At 48.2% G+C, this 17,157-nt stretch carries 19 protein-coding genes; 16 read left to right on the top strand and 3 right to left on the bottom strand.

Going from position 1 to position 17,157, the window contains the following annotated elements; translation table 11 throughout:
* Positions 1-181: 181 nt before the first annotated feature.
* Entirely contained in the window at positions 182-1,069 is an 888-nt protein-coding gene (locus ACSHX2_RS09330; RefSeq protein ID WP_435692665.1) for a TIGR01777 family oxidoreductase, read from the bottom strand.
* Between the two features lie 93 nt (positions 1,070-1,162).
* On the opposite strand from ACSHX2_RS09330, the gene lptD reads away from it, so the two are divergent.
* Positions 1,163-3,472, top strand: coding sequence for an LPS assembly protein LptD (gene lptD / locus ACSHX2_RS09325; protein WP_435692664.1), 2,310 nt, complete (start codon positions 1,163-1,165; stop codon positions 3,470-3,472).
* Positions 3,473-3,479: 7 nt separating this feature from the next.
* Positions 3,480-4,118, top strand: a complete 639-nt coding sequence (locus ACSHX2_RS09320) for an NAD(P)H-dependent oxidoreductase (protein WP_435692663.1) — start codon at positions 3,480-3,482, stop codon at positions 4,116-4,118.
* Positions 4,119-4,209: 91 nt separating this feature from the next.
* On the opposite strand, the gene ACSHX2_RS09315 is transcribed toward ACSHX2_RS09320, so the two are convergent.
* Together ACSHX2_RS09315 and ACSHX2_RS09310 are read right to left on the bottom strand one after the other, a co-directional pair.
* Entirely contained in the window at positions 4,210-4,737 is a 528-nt protein-coding gene (locus tag ACSHX2_RS09315; RefSeq protein ID WP_435692662.1) for a hypothetical protein, read from the bottom strand.
* 14 nt (positions 4,738-4,751) lie between these two features.
* On the bottom strand, positions 4,752-5,531 hold the full coding sequence (locus ACSHX2_RS09310) for a ParA family protein (RefSeq protein ID WP_435692661.1): 780 nt from the start codon (positions 5,529-5,531) through the stop codon (positions 4,752-4,754).
* A gap of 283 nt (positions 5,532-5,814) precedes the next feature.
* On the opposite strand from ACSHX2_RS09310, the gene ACSHX2_RS09305 reads away from it, so the two are divergent.
* The 14 genes from ACSHX2_RS09305 (at position 5,815) to ACSHX2_RS09240 (ending at position 17,126) form a co-directional block, all read left to right on the top strand.
* The gene (locus ACSHX2_RS09305) at positions 5,815-6,837 is read left to right on the top strand and encodes a rod shape-determining protein (protein WP_435692660.1); all 1,023 of its coding nucleotides are present in this window, start codon (positions 5,815-5,817) and stop codon (positions 6,835-6,837) included.
* Positions 6,838-6,966: 129 nt separating this feature from the next.
* Positions 6,967-7,770: a rod shape-determining protein MreC gene (gene mreC, locus ACSHX2_RS09300; protein ID WP_435692659.1), complete on the top strand. Its 804-nt coding sequence runs from the start codon at positions 6,967-6,969 to the stop codon at positions 7,768-7,770.
* Positions 7,771-7,773: 3 nt separating this feature from the next.
* Positions 7,774-8,379: a hypothetical protein gene (locus ACSHX2_RS09295; protein ID WP_435692658.1), complete on the top strand. Its 606-nt coding sequence runs from the start codon at positions 7,774-7,776 to the stop codon at positions 8,377-8,379.
* Positions 8,379-10,472: a penicillin-binding protein 2 gene (mrdA, locus tag ACSHX2_RS09290; RefSeq protein WP_435692657.1), complete on the top strand. Its 2,094-nt coding sequence runs from the start codon at positions 8,379-8,381 to the stop codon at positions 10,470-10,472. The genes ACSHX2_RS09295 and mrdA overlap by 1 nt, the downstream gene beginning before the upstream one ends.
* Positions 10,473-10,604: 132 nt before the next feature.
* A complete protein-coding gene (locus tag ACSHX2_RS09285) occupies positions 10,605-12,194 on the top strand; it encodes an Rne/Rng family ribonuclease (protein WP_435692656.1) in 1,590 nt (529 codons plus the stop codon).
* Positions 12,195-12,197: 3 nt separating this feature from the next.
* A complete protein-coding gene (locus tag ACSHX2_RS09280) occupies positions 12,198-12,620 on the top strand; it encodes a hypothetical protein (RefSeq protein WP_435692655.1) in 423 nt (140 codons plus the stop codon).
* A 216-nt stretch (positions 12,621-12,836) separates the two neighbouring features.
* Complete coding sequence (locus ACSHX2_RS09275; protein WP_435692654.1) at positions 12,837-13,400, top strand: hypothetical protein; 564 nt, start codon at positions 12,837-12,839, stop codon at positions 13,398-13,400.
* Between the two features lie 43 nt (positions 13,401-13,443).
* A complete protein-coding gene (locus ACSHX2_RS09270) occupies positions 13,444-13,809 on the top strand; it encodes a MerR family transcriptional regulator (protein WP_435692653.1) in 366 nt (121 codons plus the stop codon).
* A gap of 55 nt (positions 13,810-13,864) precedes the next feature.
* Positions 13,865-14,656, top strand: coding sequence for an SDR family NAD(P)-dependent oxidoreductase (locus ACSHX2_RS09265; protein ID WP_435692652.1), 792 nt, complete (start codon positions 13,865-13,867; stop codon positions 14,654-14,656).
* Positions 14,657-14,792: 136 nt separating this feature from the next.
* Positions 14,793-15,038 carry a hypothetical protein gene (locus ACSHX2_RS09260; RefSeq protein WP_435692651.1) on the top strand — a complete coding sequence of 82 codons (246 nt, stop codon included), beginning with the start codon at positions 14,793-14,795 and terminating at the stop codon, positions 15,036-15,038.
* A 102-nt stretch (positions 15,039-15,140) separates the two neighbouring features.
* Complete coding sequence (locus ACSHX2_RS09255) at positions 15,141-15,716, top strand: YdeI/OmpD-associated family protein (protein ID WP_435692650.1); 576 nt, start codon at positions 15,141-15,143, stop codon at positions 15,714-15,716.
* Positions 15,697-15,900 (top strand): hypothetical protein, encoded by a 204-nt coding sequence (locus ACSHX2_RS09250; RefSeq protein WP_435692649.1) that lies wholly within the window; start codon positions 15,697-15,699, stop codon positions 15,898-15,900. The genes ACSHX2_RS09255 and ACSHX2_RS09250 overlap by 20 nt, the downstream gene beginning before the upstream one ends.
* 64 nt (positions 15,901-15,964) lie before the next feature.
* Positions 15,965-16,558, top strand: a complete 594-nt coding sequence (locus ACSHX2_RS09245; protein WP_435692648.1) for a transglutaminase-like domain-containing protein — start codon at positions 15,965-15,967, stop codon at positions 16,556-16,558.
* Positions 16,551-17,126, top strand: coding sequence for a pseudouridine synthase (locus tag ACSHX2_RS09240; protein ID WP_435692647.1), 576 nt, complete (start codon positions 16,551-16,553; stop codon positions 17,124-17,126). The genes ACSHX2_RS09245 and ACSHX2_RS09240 overlap by 8 nt, the downstream gene beginning before the upstream one ends.
* Positions 17,127-17,157 lie beyond the last annotated feature (31 nt).

The following is a 17,157-nucleotide window of genomic DNA, read 5'->3' as shown; positions in this document are numbered from 1 at the left end:
GCGCTCCCCGAGGCGGGTGAGGCGGGGCGCAATCTACATATTCCAGAGCTCCACGCAAGTCCTTTCGACACTTTTCTATCACTTTCTTTTCATCATTTCTCGCAAGGCACTGAAAACACAATATATAGCCAGTGTAAGCTTTTCTACTCACCGCATCAAACTGCAGTGTTTCTGGTGAAACTCACTTAGAATTTAATGCCGATAGGGCGGATTTAAGGTCAGGATAACGCCATTTATAGCCAGAATCGCTCAATTTCTGTGATTTCACACGCTGACTCGACAGTAATGCGCCTGCAAATTCACCAAGAACGATGCGCAATGCAAAAACTGGCACAGGAAAACAAGCCGGGCGCCTTAACTCCTGAGCTAGAGCTTGAGTAAACTCCACATTCCTCAATTGCTCTGGTGCTACTATATTATAGGGCCCATTTGCATCCTCCTTCTTAACTAGGTGAATGATAGCTCCGACAATGTCATCTAGATGGACCCACGGAAACCATTGTTGACCACTTCCCAACCTTCCTCCTATTCCTAGCTTAAAGACTGAAACCATTTTGCGCCACGCGGCTGACTCTCTGCCCAGCACCACACCAATGCGCACCTGCACCACGCGACATGGATCTACCACATGCGAATTCGTCGCCTTCTCCCAATGATCACACAAGTCAGCTAAATACCCGCTCGCCACCTCACTGGCTTCATCTAGTTCACTATCCCCACCACCTCCATAGATACCAACTGCTGATGCATTCACCCAGACTTGAGGGCGAGACTCTTCCGGCAAACCTGAAATATACTGAGCAATGCATTCAGTCACACCTACTCGACTTACCCAGAACCTCTTTTTATTCTTTTCTGTCCATCGTGTATCGATGCGCTCACCAGCTAAATTCACCAAAACATTCAGGCCCGCTAGAGTCTCTGGAGAGAATATCTTCCAAGTCTGGCTTGGCTCTTCCCTCACGACTCTCGAAAAACGAACAACCTCCCAACCAATAGCCTCGTACTCTCTTGCAAGCTTTATACCCAAGAGCCCTGAAGCACCTATAATCCCAACAGACTTTCTCATAACCTAAAGGTGTCCGTTAGATAGCTCGAGGTCAACTTAGCATTTACCCATTTCATCTTTACTAGTGCGATACACCAACACTAAATAGCACGCATGAATCGCATCGCTGCCAGCCTAGCATCCATTTTGTTAAGCACCTCTTGCTTTGGGCAAGAATTAGAACCGAGTGGTTTTAGCCTCCAACTCAGTCCAACGATGCCTGAAAACCTCCGGATCACTTCCGAAAACGGGGCCGAGTACAATCATGACACTGGCCTAGTTCGCTACCCTGGCGGAGTTCAAGTCTACGCTAACAATGGGATGCAGATCTTTGCAGACCAAGCTCTCGTCGATTCAAAAAAAAGTACTCTCCACCTACGGGGCAACGTCAAGGTATATCAAAACTCGACCCTACACATTGGTAGCTCTGCATCGTACAACTACGACACTGAGAAATTAGATACTTCAAATCTCAAAACAGGGATGGATCCAATACTATTAGATTCTGAAAATTTCAAATCCCAAGTAATTGATGGGAAGCTAGCATATATAGGGACAAATTCTCGCCTAACGACCCACGACAAGGAGAATCCAAATTTCTGGCTAAAGGCTAAAAAAGTAGAAATTTACCCAGATGAAGAAATAGTCTTTCGTAATTTAACTCTAAGAGCAGGAGATACCCCAATATTCTGGCTCCCCTATTTAAAGCAGTCCCTAGACACGGGATTAGGCTACCAGTTCAAACCAGGGGTGAAATCCAACTGGGGGCCCTTTCTATTAAACCAATATAACATCATGTTGGGCGGCACTGAAAATCCAGTCACTGGCCGCAAAGAAGATCAGTGGTTACTCTCCGAGTGGAAATTCGACATCCGAAGCAAACGAGGTCTCGCAGCAGGTTTAGACCTCAGCGACACTCGCTTAGGCGACAACAGCAACTTAGGCTGGTTGAGAACGTACTACGCCAACGACCTGGACCCCACCATTTCACGCAATGGAATTCCGAGAGAGTCAATCAGCGACAATCGCTATAAAATTGAATTTAAAAATAGGTATGACTGGTCGAACTCACCTGATAGCGAAAATATCATTGATGCTAATTTCACCTATCTTAGCGACCAGTATTACTTACAGGATTTTGACCCAAACCAATACACCCTAAACCCAAGACCAGACAACATCCTCGGCTATCAGCACAGAAGGGATTATCTACAAGCTGGGGTTTTTGCACGTGTTCAACTCAATGATTTTTACCAAGCAGACTCTCGCCTACCAGAGATTTACTTAGACCAAGTAAAAAGGCCCATCTTCGGGACAAATATACTGCATGAAGGCTCTAGCTCTATCGGGATCTATCGTGAAGACCTAGGAGATGTAGTGGAAGATGATTTAAAAAGTGAACTGGCTAGTACAAACATTAGCTCCACAGACGGCAGCGAAATTTACGATAACTTAGCAGATAAAAAATTTAGCAGACTCCACACCTATCAGGAACTATCACGCCCTATCGAAATAGCCGATGGATTCACCGTGACCCCACGCGCAGGTGCAGGATACACCTATTACTGGGATGAAGGAGATCAAGACCAATCATACAGCGCCCCCCTGGGACACATAGGCCTAGATGCAGCCCTAAAAATAAGCCGTAAATACTCATCAATCAAAAGCAACCGCTGGGGATTAGATGAATTACTCCACGTCATCCAGCCCTACACCAACATCTCCATTCTCGCCACCGATGAACTAGACGACGATCAGCCGAAAATAGATCGACTCACGGCCACTGAGCGCCCTCGCCCACTAGATGTCTCCAGGTACACTGCTATTGATGACTATAAGAACTGGTCAATTGCTAGACTAGGCACGAGAAACACTCTACTCACGAAGCGTAATGGAGGCACACACAGATGGCTCACTCTTGATTCCTACATCGATGCATTTCTAAACGACCCTGAGTTTGATCGTCAATTTTCCAATTTTTACAATGACCTTAGATGGAGCCCTGTCCCTTGGACTTATTTAAGTTTAAACACACAATTCCCTGTATCAGGTCAAGGGTTCACTGAGCTCTCCACTTTTCTAAGTATCCTCCCTACAGAAAATCTAGAACTTGGACTTGGTCATAGTTATTTGAGCAACCATCCAGAAATCGCTGATAGCAATCAGGTCAACAGCAGAATATTTTTCAGGCTAAATCATAAGTGGAGCTTCGCGACTTATCACCAGTACCAACTCGACGACAATGTACTCGAGCGCCAAGAGTACTCCATCTACCGAAATTTTCAAAGTTGGACAATGGGCTTAGGGATGTTCCAGCGAGACAATCGTCTCAAGAAAGAATATGGCGCCCTAATAAACATCTCACTTAACGCCCTTCCTACCGTCAACCTCCCATTCTCACTGGATGCCGGCACAAGCCAATAAACTACTCATGAAACCATCCGAACTACTCGACACCCTACAATGGCGCTATGCCACGAAAGCCTTCGACCCTGAAAAAAAGATTTCGGCTGAGACTTGGGCAGCTATCGAGGCCAGCCTCGTACTCACCCCTTCCTCATTTGGACTCCAGCCATGGAAATTCCTTGTCATCACTGACCCCGATATCAAAGCGCAGCTTCTACCTCATTCATGGAATCAACAACAAGTGGTAGACTGCTCTCACTTGATAGTTCTCACCGCTCAAGCTCCAGTCACGGGCTCAGAACTCGATGCATTCATAGACCGCACGCATGAAGTACGTGGCGGCGAAAAAAGTGACCTCCAATTCTATCGCGACATGATGGGCGGGTTCGTAGCAAAAATGAGTGATGAACAACTTCTTACATGGGCAAAAAACCAAGTCTACATCGCTCTGGGGCAGCTTATGGCTAGCGCAGCCGTGCTCGGTATCGACGCCTGCCCAATGGAAGGAATCAGCCCTGCCGAGTATGACAAAATCCTTGGGCTAGAAGGCACTGGCTATTTCACCACAGTGGCATGCCCGCTTGGCTATCGCTCGGTGGACGACAAATACGCCAGCCTACCAAAAGTTCGTTACAACAAAGAGCAAGTCATCCAGCACATCTAGTAGCTCACTCTGATCTATTCACCTAAAAAAGCTCCGTGGGAAACCTCGGAGCTTTTTGCTTTTCATCTTAATAGGTGGAAAAGAACCTTCTCTATTTCTGCACTTGGTCAGCCCGACTAATACCTTCCACCAAATCAGCAAATTCTTGCAGTTGCTCGTCACGCAAAATATTTCTCGTAAGCAACCCTACGAGTATCGGGCCTCGCGCAGTCTCCACGCCAATAAACTGAAGATAATTCGCAGCGCTCACCTTCATGCGAACACTCATCGACCTGCCAGATTCGAGTCGTTGACCAGTAGTGGCTGCCGAAACAGAAAGCTGGGTCCATTCTTCATTTGGCATCGCCGAATGAAGGATATCCCCATCACGGTCAATCACACAGAGACCCTCGCATCGAGCATTTTCGTTCAACCATTTTGCTAGTTCCGGTAACTCTGCCTGACGTGGCCCAGCGCTTTCCACTACCCCTGCTTTTTGAGCCAGCACACTCGCTTTAGCTAGAGCCAGGCTAGCCTTACTACGGACTACATTTTTTTCAGCTGTAGCTACTGGTTTCATCAGCGCGTGCGCCAAGCGATTTAACTCCTCTGTATCGAGCCATGGTTTAATAGAATCCATTTTAATCAATTATGTTAGGCGTTATCGCGTTTCAATCCAAGCTTAGATTCAATCTCTAATCGAAGCCCATTGAAGTTAGCTAAAAACTCATCAGCCCCCTGGAGTACACCTACCGGGACCCCCTTACCACTAGCTTTCAAGAATAAATCATTCCGGGCGATCTCCTCCTTCATCACTAAAGCCTCAGGCAAGAGTTCCTTCAATGCATCTGCGGCTTCCGCAGACTCGGCTAAATTCCGCTGAACCATTGTGAGCAAGACTCCTAGAATCTTAAGCTTAGGATTCAATTTACGTAAATCGGTGAGCCCCTGAAGCATTTTAGGTACTGAGCGAATCCCCAGCGGCTCAGCCTGCTGAGGCACGAGAGCGGCATCTGCACAGACCAAAACATCTCGAGTGATACCGAAAAGACCTGCTGCACTATCAAAAATAACCAAGTCAAACCCAGCCTGTTCTGCATCATCGATAAAACTCTGCACCTTTGCCGCTACGCTCTCGCTATAGCCGCCACCGAGCTCATATCCCTCGCCCTGTCCGGATGGGATCATCGAAAATGTCTCCATTCGCGTCGGCACGACTAAGGATTTCAGACTACATTCGTCGTCACTCAAGTAATCAAAAAAGCCTAATAGCTTTCGCGACTGACGAGTGAGCGATAGCCCTACAGATCCCTGAGGATCAGCGTCTACCAATAAAACTTTCCAACCTGCTCTGGCAAAAGCAAAGGCTAAATTGATCGAGACAGTCGTCTTTCCTACGCCGCCTTTTTGACTAGATATTACAATACTTGTCATTTGAGAGTTCCCTAAAATTTCAACAGCTAGCGGTAACTACCCCTAACGCTTTGTTAACAAGATACCTAAACTGCCACCGCTAGCAGAGAAAGGATTTTCTTCCGCTCATAAGTATTAACTGTCCTCATCCACAATCCACTTGACCAACTGCCTACTTGGTCAAATATTCACCTGCAGCATCGGGGGCTTCTGCCCTACCTCCCCGATGAAGCGAACAGAACACTCTGCAAGCTCTCTCGACTTAACGTCGTACACTTTCTAATCGACAACTTTCACAACATTCATGTTTTCTAAACTTTTTAGCTGGGGCTCCAAAGATATTGGTATCGACCTCGGCACCGCCAACACCCTTGTTATCGTTAAGGACCAAGGTATTGTACTCCGCGAGCCATCGGTAGTTGCAGTCAAAGCGGGCACTAATATCGTACTCGCTGTAGGAGATGACGCTAAGCGCATGCTTGGTCGTACACCTGGTGACATCGTCGCTATCCGCCCACTCCGTGATGGAGTGATTGCTGACTTTGAAGTCACTGAAGCCATGCTTCGTCACTTTATCAACAAGGCTAACAACAAACGCCGCTCGAATCCACGCGTGGTAATTGCCATTCCTTCTGGAATCACAGAAGTGGAACGTCGTGCCGTAAGAGAATCTGCCGAACAAGCTGGAGCTCGCGAAGTTTTCCTCATCGAAGAGCCAATGGCTGCAGCGATCGGTGTGGGACTTCCTGTCCAAGACGCCTCTGGTAACATGATCGTCGACATTGGTGGCGGAACTACTGAAGTCGCACTCATCTCACTAGGCGGCATCGTCTACAGTCGCTCCGAACGTACGGCTGGTGATAAGCTTGATGCTGAAATCATTTCCTACATGAAGCGCGCCTACAATCTCATGATCGGTGAGCGCACAGCAGAAGAGATCAAGATTCGTCTCGGCTCAGCAGTCCCACTCCCAAAAGAAATCACCATGGAAGTAAAAGGCCGCGACCTTGTAGCAGGCCTTCCGAAAACCATCAAAATTTCTTCAGAAGAGATTCGCGGCGCTATGGAAGACCCACTCGCCCGCATCGTAGAAGCAGTACGCACCACTCTCGAGCGATGCCCGCCAGAACTCGCCGCTGACCTTGTGGACAGAGGTCTTGTACTCGCAGGCGGAGGAGCTCTTCTTAAGGGGCTCGATAAACGTCTCAAGCAAGAAACGGGCCTCCCCGTGCACATTGCTGACGACCCACTTTCCGCTGTTGCCGAAGGCACTGGTAAAGCACTCCAGGAAATCAACTTCCTGCGCCGAGTTACAAATATGGAGTAAGCTTTTTTGACAAAGCCTCTATACTTTGCCAACTTGTCGCTCGGTCTCCTGACCACCGATACTTCGAGAACCATCAACATCTCATTGTAACCAGTGTATAAAGACTGTGTCTGCTTTCTATAAATCAGCATGAAGCCTCTGAATCTCATCACCCTTCTTTTATTCCTTGCGGGAGTCGCCTGGGCGCTCACTCGCAGTGAAGAAGGCGTGCGCCAGATTCAGAACACCTACTACGCCGCTATCGGCCCATTTTTAAAAAGTGGCTCCTCATTGGAAACGAAAGCCCGTGCTTTCACTGATGAGGTAGAACACTCTAAAACCATCGCTGCTAAACTTGATATGGCAGAGGCGGAACTCGTAAAACTTCGTACCGAGGCCTCGCATTTGCGTAAACTCGAAGAAGAAAATATTCAACTGCGTGCTGCACTCAAGTTCCAGCAACGCTCCCCTTTCAGCGTTATCGCTGCAAAACTCATACGCCGCAAGCCTGCGACATGGTGGGAAACCATCACTATTGATCGTGGGCAAGAGCATCAAGTGAGCGTCCAGCTCCCGGTGCTCGCTGCAGAAGGACTCGTCGGAAAGGTAGACCGACCTGACGACGAGACCTCCACCGTGATTTTGCTGACTGATGAGAAATGCCAAGTATCTGCGAAGATAAAAGGCACTCAAGAAGTCGGCATCCTCAGCGGCCAGCGTGCGCAACACGGAGAAGAACCCATGCTCCGCCTGCGCTACCTGTCCAAAGAGGCGAAGATCAAACCCGGCTCAAAAGTGATTACCACTGGCCGTGGCGGACTCTTCCCAGCTAACATCAACCTTGGTACCGTCGTCTCTTCTGAAGTCGGTGCTGTTGATGCAGAAGCACTGGTGAAACCTGCGGTAGACTTTGCGGCCCTCGACACCGTATTCGTCCTGTTAGGGCATCAGTAACTAGTGATCAGATACCACATTAGCCTCTTCATCCTCATGCTCGCTGCCTGCATTTTGCAGCAGTTCATGCCTGCGGTGACTGGTCTCTTCGATGCACGCATACTCCTGCTTCACTTAGTCTTTCTCTGCGCATCAGTCACGGTAGGGTTCTCGCCCATGCTGATGCTCGCTTTTGTTGGCGGATTCCTGTGGGACGCCAACAACACCCTCGGACCGCAAGGCGGTGACCCTAGTATCTACATTTACCAGACAGACTCGTTACGCTTCGGCTACTCGATCCTGCTGTTTGGTCTTATGGGAGTCATCATGCAAGGGGTTCAACCACTCTTCCGCAAGGGCATCTGGCAGATTTCTGCCATCATCTCAGGCATCGCTATTTTTCTCTATTTACTCATCGAGTACCTACTCATCAATTTCGTCCGCGGTGAATGGAGCTTTCCGAGCAAGGTATTCTACCAAATTTGGATCACTGCCACACTCACCATGTTTTGCTCACCAGTCATCTTCTGGATACTTTTCAAGCTAGCCAAATGCTTCGACTACACAATCCGCTACGATGGGCTCAATCGCCGTTACTTCACCCCTGAAGCCTACAAACTAGAAAATTAATGGCAGGCACACGCTACAGATTCCGAATTTACATCCTCACCGGCATTGTGCTGGCTGGGGCTGGAGTGCTATTGACAGCTCTCTATGATTTTCAGATCGAGCGGCAGGATGAATTCAGAAAACTCGTCCCCACCAACTATGAGGTGAAAATCCGCGAACCAGGCGTGCGTGGCGAGATCACTGACCGCAATGGGCTAGTCCTGGCGAAAAACAACAGGAACTACCAGTTAGTTTTCAACATTAAGGAAATCCACAAAGACTTCCTTAGTCGGTGGTATGAACAGCACAAAGGAGAAAAAGACGCTGAACCACCCGGCATCGTTGACATTATCAATGACTGGGTTCGTCCGAGCCTCGCCAAGCAGCGCCTTGATACGACATACAGCGCGCGCGCACTTGAATCGCACTACAGGACCCACGGTGGACTAGTCCCCTTCGTCTTTCGAGACGACCTTAGCTATGATCAGTTTGCCCATTTTGCTGAGCATTCCTTAGAACTTCCCGGAGTCTACGTCACCGTCTCACCACGCCGTGAATACCCATACGGCTCACTCGCTTCCCACGTGATGGGATACCTCAAGCAATGGGCAAAAGGTGACGTCCCTCCTGACTTCAAGCACTACACTGGAGACCCAAAAGGCATTTCTGGCATTGAAGCCACGATGGATCAGTACCTCGTAGGAACCGAAGGCATTCGCACCGTCCTTAAAAACGAAAAGGGCAAGAACCTTCGCGTGGTCGACTACGTGAAACCAGCCCAAGGCTCCCAAGTGGAACTCACCCTCGACTCTAAAATCCAATACCTCACCGAGACCGTACTTCGCCGAGCTGGCCGCGCCGCAGCGGTAGTCATGGATCCCAGAACTGGAGAAGTCTTAGCCATGGCGTCTGTGCCGGACTTTAATCCAAACGACTTCATCCCTAACATTACTTCTAGCAAATACGCGGAGTACCGTGAGAACCAGTCAGCCCCCTTCCTTAACCGAGCCATTAGCAACTTCCCTCCTGGCTCGACCTTTAAAATCCCCGCCGCCATTGCTGGCTCTAAGCATGGGCTAAACGGCATGCACTGTGATTGCATTGGCCATACTCCCTACGGCAACGCGAAAATCCGTTGTTGGAAAACATGGGGCCACGGCGTGTTAGGTCTAGAAGAAGCTATTCAGCGATCCTGCAACCCCTATTTCATGAAGATAGCCAACAACCTCGGCACCGAAAAAATGGTCGAAGCATACGCAGACTTAGGTATCGGCCAGCCGACAGGGGTTCGCCTGCCGAATGAAGCCCCTGGAATTCTCCCCGGGTCTGTCGACTGGCAACGCCGCTACAGAAGTAAAGTCATGACACCAGCCCTCACTGGGATGCTCTCCATCGGCCAAGGTGATTCAGAAGCCACCCCGCTGCAGATGGCTTGCATAGTGAGTGCCGTGGCAAATGGCGGTAAACTCTACCAACCGCGAGTTGTTAAGGAAGTCAGCCATCCAGACCTCGGCATTCAAATCTCGAACCGCCCTAAACTCAGATCAGACCTTATTCTAGAAGGCCTGAACCCAGTGCATCTCCAATCTATCCGTGAAGGCATGCGCCGCGCCGCGCACAAATCTGGAGGCACTGCCAGCCGCGCCGTACCTGAGGGTATAATAATTGGTGCAAAAACCGGCACAGCCCAGACGTATGACCTAGGTATCAAGACTCACGTAGCATGGACCGTAGCCTTCGCACCCTATGACAACCCACGCTACGTCGTAGTCGTGGCGGTTAAACGTGGTGGCAGCGGCGGAAAAGTCGCAGGCCCCTTAGTCAAACTCATCTTAACTGGGCTCTTTTCACAAGAAGAAGGCACCCCGCTTCCGTTCAAAAAACAAACACCTTACAAGGGGAACACCGACTTAATTTCCGAAATATCTCTACCAGAAGATAACCCTCTCGAGGCTGCATTTACAGCAAATGGAGAAACCGGTGACGAGGCTTCTTCCATTGTCATCATTCATCCTGAACCCGAAGAAACAGAACAATTACCAGCCCCTACCATACGAGCGGAAGCAGATCTACGAGGCTCCGCTCCGCCTAGGGCTATTTTAATTCCAGAATAATTTCATCTCGAACTATGAAGAAACATAAACTTTGGGCTACTCAGTCCCTAAAAAACAACTAGAACCATCTCAATCCAAATCCCTACACCATTTTCCAAACACCCCAATTTCCAGAATTTCTAACTATTTATTATGATTAAAAAAATCAAACAAGCTCTTGGGCTCGGTGAGCCCAACCCCCGTGAAGGTATTTCACTCGTCATCAATGCTGAAAAGCTTGAGCGCCGTGTCGCCCTGATCGAAAACGGCAGCCTCGAAGAATACGAGGTCGAACGTACTGAAGACGCCAACATCGTTGGTGGCATTTTCAAAGGTACTGTCAAAAATATCGAACCAGGCCTCAAGGCTATGTTTGTCGATATTGGCATGGAAAAGAACGCATTCCTCCACTTTTGGGATGCTATTCCTGCTGCTCTCGACGGCGGCCTAGAAGAAATCGAACGCGAAGGCCGTCCGAAAAAGAAGCAGAAGAAAATCACTTCTAAGGACATCCCGAGCATCTACCCGATCGGATCTGAAATCATGATCCAGGTCTCTAAAGGACCTATCGGAAACAAAGGCCCACGTGTCACAACAAACGTCTCACTCGCTGGCCGCTACCTCGTCCTCATGCCATTTTCTGAGCAATTCGGAATCTCGCGTAAAGTCGACGATCCCAAGGAACGCCAACGCCTGCGCCGTATCATGCAGAAGCTCAAAGTACCAGAAGGCATGGGCATCATCATGCGTACTGTCGCTCAGGGCCAACGTGCTCGCCACTTTGTACGTGACCTCGCCATGCTGCTCGAGCAATGGGATGAAGTAGAGCGCAAACGCGACTCTAAGAAAGCTCCAGTCTGTACATTCCAAGAGCCCGGCCTCATCGAACGTACAGCACGTGACTTCCTCACGGATGAAGTAGACCAAGTGATCTGTGATGATCTAGAGACTACTGAGTTCATGCGCGAAGTCGCAGGAAAGATCTCACGCCGCGCGAAGCGCCGTATCCACCACTATCCATCACGCCGCTCTATCTTCAACAAAATCGGTGTTCAGAAGCAGATCGATGAAGCCTTCCACCGCCAAGTCTGGCTCCCATGTGGCGGCTACCTTGTGATCGATGAGACAGAAGCTCTCATCGCGGTCGACGTCAACACTGGCCGAAATAAAGGCTCTAAGGATGTCGAAAAAATGATCCTTCAGACCAATACCGAAGCGGCTGAAGAAGTGGCTCGCCAGCTACGTCTCCGTAACATCGGAGGACTCGTGGTAGTTGACTTTATTGACATGCGTCACCGCCGTGACCAGATGGCTGTGTACCGCGCCATGAAAGAGCGTCTCAAGCGTGATAAGGCGAAAACACAAGTCATGCAGATCTCGCCGATCGGCCTGATGGAAATGACACGTCAGCGTCTCAATGAGTCACTCCGTGACACCATGTATGAGCCATGCCCATACTGCCAAGGCCGTGGCCGCGTAAAAACTACGCTCACCATGTCTGTAGAGATTCAGCGCCGCCTCAACACCGTGGTCCAGCGCAATGAGTCTGAGCAGCTAGGCGACCTCATCGTCATGGTTAACCCAGACGTGCTAAACCGCTTCAAGAAGGAAGACTCTAAGCTTCTCATGGAACTCGAGCGCAGCCACAGCGGCCGCCTTATTTTCCGTACAGACGCTACTATGCACCGTGAGCGCTTCACAGTGGTCGATGCCGTAACTGAAAAAACTGTATTCCAGTCGTAAAGCATGGCCGTTGATAGAAAAGTCGTAGAGGCCAAAATCGACGAAGTCCTCAACGCAAACAGTAAGAAGTCTAGAGAAACCGCTGCCGCTAAAAAGGAACAAACTCCTTTCGCCGGTGGCGGCATGCCAAACATGGGCGCAGATAATCCCTTTGCTGCATTTGGAGCAATGGGAGGAGGCATGCCAGATATGGCCGGCATGCAGGGTGGTAAGCTACCACTCAAAATGCGCCTCATGACAAAAGTGGCTCAGCTAGCCATGAACCCTAAGTTTTCCCGTTTCCTTCAAAAGAAATGGTGGCCGCTCTGGGTTGTTGTCGGCATCCTACTCTCAGGCTTCATCGTCATTGGCGCCGTACTCTTCCTCATCTATAAAATGGTGATGGGAATAGTTGGCGCCTACACCGAGCTCTTTAAAAAAAAGTGAGAATATAGGTAGGGACGTCGCTCCGCGGCGTCCAGCTTCTCGCAAAACTTCTAATCCATAACAGACCTCACATTAAGCAACTTCACCTGACTCATTAGCTAATTAGGATTCAAGACACCGCCACCGCTGGACACCGGCGGAGCGGCGTCCCTACCATAGAATCATATGCTGAGCGTCCACCTCGTAAGGTCTGTATTAGAAAACACCCCATCATTCATGCGATCTACCCTTCTCATCTTTAGCTTCTGGCTCATCGCTTGCGCACTTTCCCAAGCGCAAGCATTGCTCTCCCCTCCCTTCGGTTTGAAGTGGGGGGATTCTCCTCAAAAGCTTTTTGATTGGGCTGAAAACCAGAAGCTCGATGTGACTCTCAGTCTCCCTGGACACCAGCGAGACGAGCGCCACGTCATCATCAAGAACTCAACAGGGAACTTACCTAGCCACGAAGCCAGCTCACTCGAAGCACGCTTTAACAAAGGGAAACTCTACGAAGTCACCCTGAATTTCGCCGATCCCAAGTGGAGCCTCTCCACCGCGAAAATGAAGTGGAACGAAGCGCGTAGCACCCTCACCTCTCAGCACGGTCCATTCAAACTCAGCGGAAAGAAGCGTGACACCAGTAAAGACAAGTTCGTCACAGATGCAGTGAGCTACCACATCGAACCCGTTTCAGGACTGTTTCTCATGATGTCCTACACCGAGACCCGAGACAGCCTCCGCAATACCAGCAAAGCACGCTTCTCTCTCATCTACCACAATGACAATGTGGTGGAACGCTAGCCTCCACACAGATGGCCCTACCCTAATCCCTCGGTCACCACTCATGAGTACTACTATGTTAATAGGTCGTGTTTCTGAATTAACAGGAGCAACTCGTAAAGCGATTCGGCACTATGAATCAATCGGCCTCATCACGCAACCTGACAGAAAAGGTAGCTACCGTATCTATACTGAACATGACGTCATTGTTATAAGTATGATTTGTCGTGCTAAAGCACTGGGATTTAGCCTCTCTGAAATCAAAGAAATAGTAGCTAAAAAAGCGGAGGAAAAGAAACTACCCCTAGATTTAGTGTATCTACTGATAGATAAAAAAATATCAGCCCTAGAAAAAGAAGCAGCAGATATTTTATTAAAAAAGGAAAGTTTGCGTCAATTCAAACTCGATTTAGCTAAAAATTTCCCTTGACCTTGCCCTTTAGGGGAAGGGTTACAGTTCACTAGAAATTAAGTAATAATTTATAGTGAACAAACTAAACTTTAAAAACACAACGGTATTAATAACTGGCGCATCTTCTGGGATTGGAAAAGAATTCGCGACACAGCTCGCTAACAAAGGTGCTAATTTAATCCTAATTGCAAGAACTCAAAGTGACCTAACAAAGTTAGAAGAAGAGCTAGAGTGTCAATGTACTGACATTTGGATTAAAACTATTGCTACTGACCTAACCCGACCAAATAGCTCTAGAAATTTAGTTGCTCAAATAAACGGTTTAGGCCTTTCGGTTGATTACTTGATAAATAATGCAGGCTTTGGAAGATTTTGTGAATTTTCTGAAGAATGTTTTGAAATTTATCATAACATGTTAATGTTAAATATTAACGCCTTAGTGGAACTCACTCATCTATGTTTACCTAGAATGAGAGCTAAAAACACTGGCGGGATTATTAACGTAGCTTCTATTGGCTCTTTCCAGCCGCTTCCCTATCAGGCTGTTTATGGCGCATCTAAAGCTTTTGTACTAAGCTTTTCAGAAGCTCTCACTGGGGAGCTAATGGATACGAATGTCCATGTCATGGCCTTGTGTCCTGGAACTACAGAGTCTCGCTTTATGGAAAAGGCAAATGCCGACACGTCCAAAATGAGATTAGCTCCAGCGTGCGATGTCGTTAATTCTGCACTAGTGGCTTACGAAGCAAATAGAATGTATACAGTATCAGGTACAATGAATTACTTAATGTCATTAATACCTAGATTCGTATCACGAAAGAGAACAGTCAAAATAGTCGCCAACATGTTTAAGCCTAAAACATAGGGGCTCTCACATAATTTATTAATGGCCCATTCACCGAAAAATCGAGCTGCAACTCGACTAGCTAATGTTGAAAGCGAAATGAACCGTACTGAGCAAAGTCGTCAATACGATCAACACCTCGACAAGGTTGCGCGAGATGCAACTGGAGGGCGACCTCCATCGGTGGGCATCTGAAAACACCTCAAATGAAGCCATTTCAGAGATCTTCGATGATAATCGCAGACTGCTTCTGGGCGGTGAACATCCAACTTGGTCATTTCGGGAGATGATCGAGAACATAGCGACAGGCGCAATCCCTCCAAGCTGGCCGGGATACGTCGGTCTGCTCACGGGTGTGATTGGACTGTTCACATGGCGAAAACCGCAGAACGAAAATCAGTAAAAAGATAGATCTCTGGCTATCTCACAACGTCACTCAATATTTTCCGACTTATTAGGCTCTAATTCTTAAGAGAATTATCTACTCTCTAAAAAACTCGTATATATGCTTGAGGCAGATCCATCTAAAATAAAAGCGTTCCAGTCGCCCACGGATCTCCACGCTTGGTTAGAAGTACACCATGCGTCCGAGACTGAACTGTGGGTCCAGATCTTCAAAAAAGGGTCGAAGATTACCAGTGTGACCTGGAACGAAGTCGTCATCGAATGTCTTTGTTGGGGCTGGATAGATGGCATTAAGAAATCGCTTGATGAGCAAGCCTACCTCCAGCGCATCACTCCTAGAAAGCGCGCAAGCAATTGGTCAAAACGCAATACCGAACATGTCGAGCGCCTGATCCGCGAAGGTAGAATGCATGAAGCTGGTCTCGTGCATGTCCGTGCAGCAAAGGAAGACAGTCGCTGGAAGAACGCCTACAAAGTAAGTGAAATAAAAGTCCCTACTGACTTTCTAGCAGCTCTAGAAAAGCATCCAGCCGCAAAAGAGTTCTACGACTCCCTCACGAAATCGAATCATTACGTCATTGCCAATGGCCTAGAGAGTGCCAAGAAACCAGAAACGAGACTGCGCAGGTTCCAAAAATTCATGGACATGCTCAGCCGTGGAGAGAAACCGTCCTAATACAAAGATCGCAAATGGAAAAGTACTCACTCATACTGGATCTAACACGATATTTTACTCCGTGATCTGGATTGCTCCAGAGCGTGGTTTCGCTGCTTTTGCCATGTGTAACTATGGAGGAGAAGAAGGTTTCAATAAGTGCGATGAAGCAATCGGCTACCTTGTAAAAAAGCACCTCAAATGAAACGCCAACAAGTGAGAAGAGGGAAAAGCCAACATCGCGCCTAACTATAAAATCCTGTAAAACAATGAAACTCGTCCCAGATAAATTAGAAGCGTTCCTGCAGTTTGATGAAATAGTTTCTGTGAATCATGCAATTCGGGAGAAGACTGAAGAAATAGTTCAAGGTATCGAAAGTGATGCTAGTAAAGCTAGAGCTATCTTTAAATGGGTTCGCGACACCATTCCACACACCAAGGATATCGAAGGAGATATTGTGACTTGTTCCGCAATTGATGTGTTTGAACAAGGCACTGGAATTTGTTTCGCTAAATCCCATTTGGTCGCAGTGATGATGCGATTAGAAGGAATACCTTGTGGCTTTTGCTACCAACTTTTTGAGAATGATCTCTCTTCCACACCTAACTCCATGGCGTTGCACGGCTTGAATGCTGTCTTTCTTGAAAGCACCTCGCAATGGCACAAGATCGACCCGCGGGGGAATCGTGATGACATTCGAGGAGAATTTTCCACTGGTGATGAGATATTAGCTTTTCCTGCCATGCTATTTATGGACGACTGTGTTTACGCGAAACCACTGCAAAGTGTAGTTGATGGCCTCCGTGAGGCTTCAGATATAGCATCGTTGTGGCCTCATTTACCTTCCATACCTAATGCATAGTACATCCAGCGATTCAAAAATACTTTTAGCACTCAATAAGCCTAAAGGCTATGTGGTCACACGCTCTGACGAACTTGGGCGAAAAACAGTCTACAATCTACTGCCAGATTGGGTTTTCAAAGACGGATGGATGCCCGTCGGGCGTCTTGATCTAGATTCAAGGGGGCTTCTCTTATTCACTACCGACGGAAAAACTGGCGACGCTCTAACCAATCCAGGGAATTGCATTAAAGCATACGAGATCTGGGTCAGAGGTCACGTCACGGACGAACACATTGCCATGGCTCTGAAGGGAGTGAATAGCTCGGAAGGTCTACTGAAATTGCTAAGCGTCGAAAAGAAAGGCTTCGGAGGTGCGAAAACAAAACTCCTAGTCAAAATTGACGAAGGAAAGAACCGTCATATCCGCCGGCTTTTCGGAGCGCTGAAAGACCCCAAATTTGGGACCCCCTTAAAGGTCTTGAAACTGAATCGAGTCAGCATTGGAAGTTTCAAGCTCGACCTCGAACTCGGAGAGTGGCGCTTCCTTTCATTGGAAGAAGAGCACGCGCTACTCATGCGCTCCTGAGAGGACAATGGAGCGTGATGCCAACAAGGCG

It is taken from the genome of Rubritalea sp., assembly GCF_051252225.1.
Lineage (GTDB): Bacteria > Verrucomicrobiota > Verrucomicrobiia > Verrucomicrobiales > Akkermansiaceae > Rubritalea.
The sequence above is the reverse complement of the archived record's forward strand: the minus strand, read 5'-3'. Positions and strand labels throughout refer to the sequence as shown.

Coding starts and splice junctions, on each gene's coding strand:
- ACSHX2_RS09245 (WP_435692648.1), top strand. CDS start 15,965: ATGAAACTCGTCCCAGATAAATTAGAAGCGTTCCTGCAGTTTGATGAA.
- lptD (WP_435692664.1), top strand. CDS start 1,163: ATGAATCGCATCGCTGCCAGCCTAGCATCCATTTTGTTAAGCACCTCT.
- ACSHX2_RS09275 (WP_435692654.1), top strand. CDS start 12,837: ATGCGATCTACCCTTCTCATCTTTAGCTTCTGGCTCATCGCTTGCGCA.
- ACSHX2_RS09305 (WP_435692660.1), top strand. CDS start 5,815: ATGTTTTCTAAACTTTTTAGCTGGGGCTCCAAAGATATTGGTATCGAC.
- ACSHX2_RS09270 (WP_435692653.1), top strand. CDS start 13,444: ATGAGTACTACTATGTTAATAGGTCGTGTTTCTGAATTAACAGGAGCA.
- ACSHX2_RS09280 (WP_435692655.1), top strand. CDS start 12,198: ATGGCCGTTGATAGAAAAGTCGTAGAGGCCAAAATCGACGAAGTCCTC.
- ACSHX2_RS09310 (WP_435692661.1), bottom strand. CDS start 5,531: ATGACAAGTATTGTAATATCTAGTCAAAAAGGCGGCGTAGGAAAGACG.
- ACSHX2_RS09330 (WP_435692665.1), bottom strand. CDS start 1,069: ATGAGAAAGTCTGTTGGGATTATAGGTGCTTCAGGGCTCTTGGGTATA.
- mreC (WP_435692659.1), top strand. CDS start 6,967: ATGAAGCCTCTGAATCTCATCACCCTTCTTTTATTCCTTGCGGGAGTC.
- ACSHX2_RS09240 (WP_435692647.1), top strand. CDS start 16,551: ATGCATAGTACATCCAGCGATTCAAAAATACTTTTAGCACTCAATAAG.
- ACSHX2_RS09285 (WP_435692656.1), top strand. CDS start 10,605: ATGATTAAAAAAATCAAACAAGCTCTTGGGCTCGGTGAGCCCAACCCC.
- ACSHX2_RS09255 (WP_435692650.1), top strand. CDS start 15,141: ATGCTTGAGGCAGATCCATCTAAAATAAAAGCGTTCCAGTCGCCCACG.
- ACSHX2_RS09320 (WP_435692663.1), top strand. CDS start 3,480: ATGAAACCATCCGAACTACTCGACACCCTACAATGGCGCTATGCCACG.
- ACSHX2_RS09315 (WP_435692662.1), bottom strand. CDS start 4,737: ATGGATTCTATTAAACCATGGCTCGATACAGAGGAGTTAAATCGCTTG.
- mrdA (WP_435692657.1), top strand. CDS start 8,379: ATGGCAGGCACACGCTACAGATTCCGAATTTACATCCTCACCGGCATT.
- ACSHX2_RS09260 (WP_435692651.1), top strand. CDS start 14,793: ATGCAACTGGAGGGCGACCTCCATCGGTGGGCATCTGAAAACACCTCA.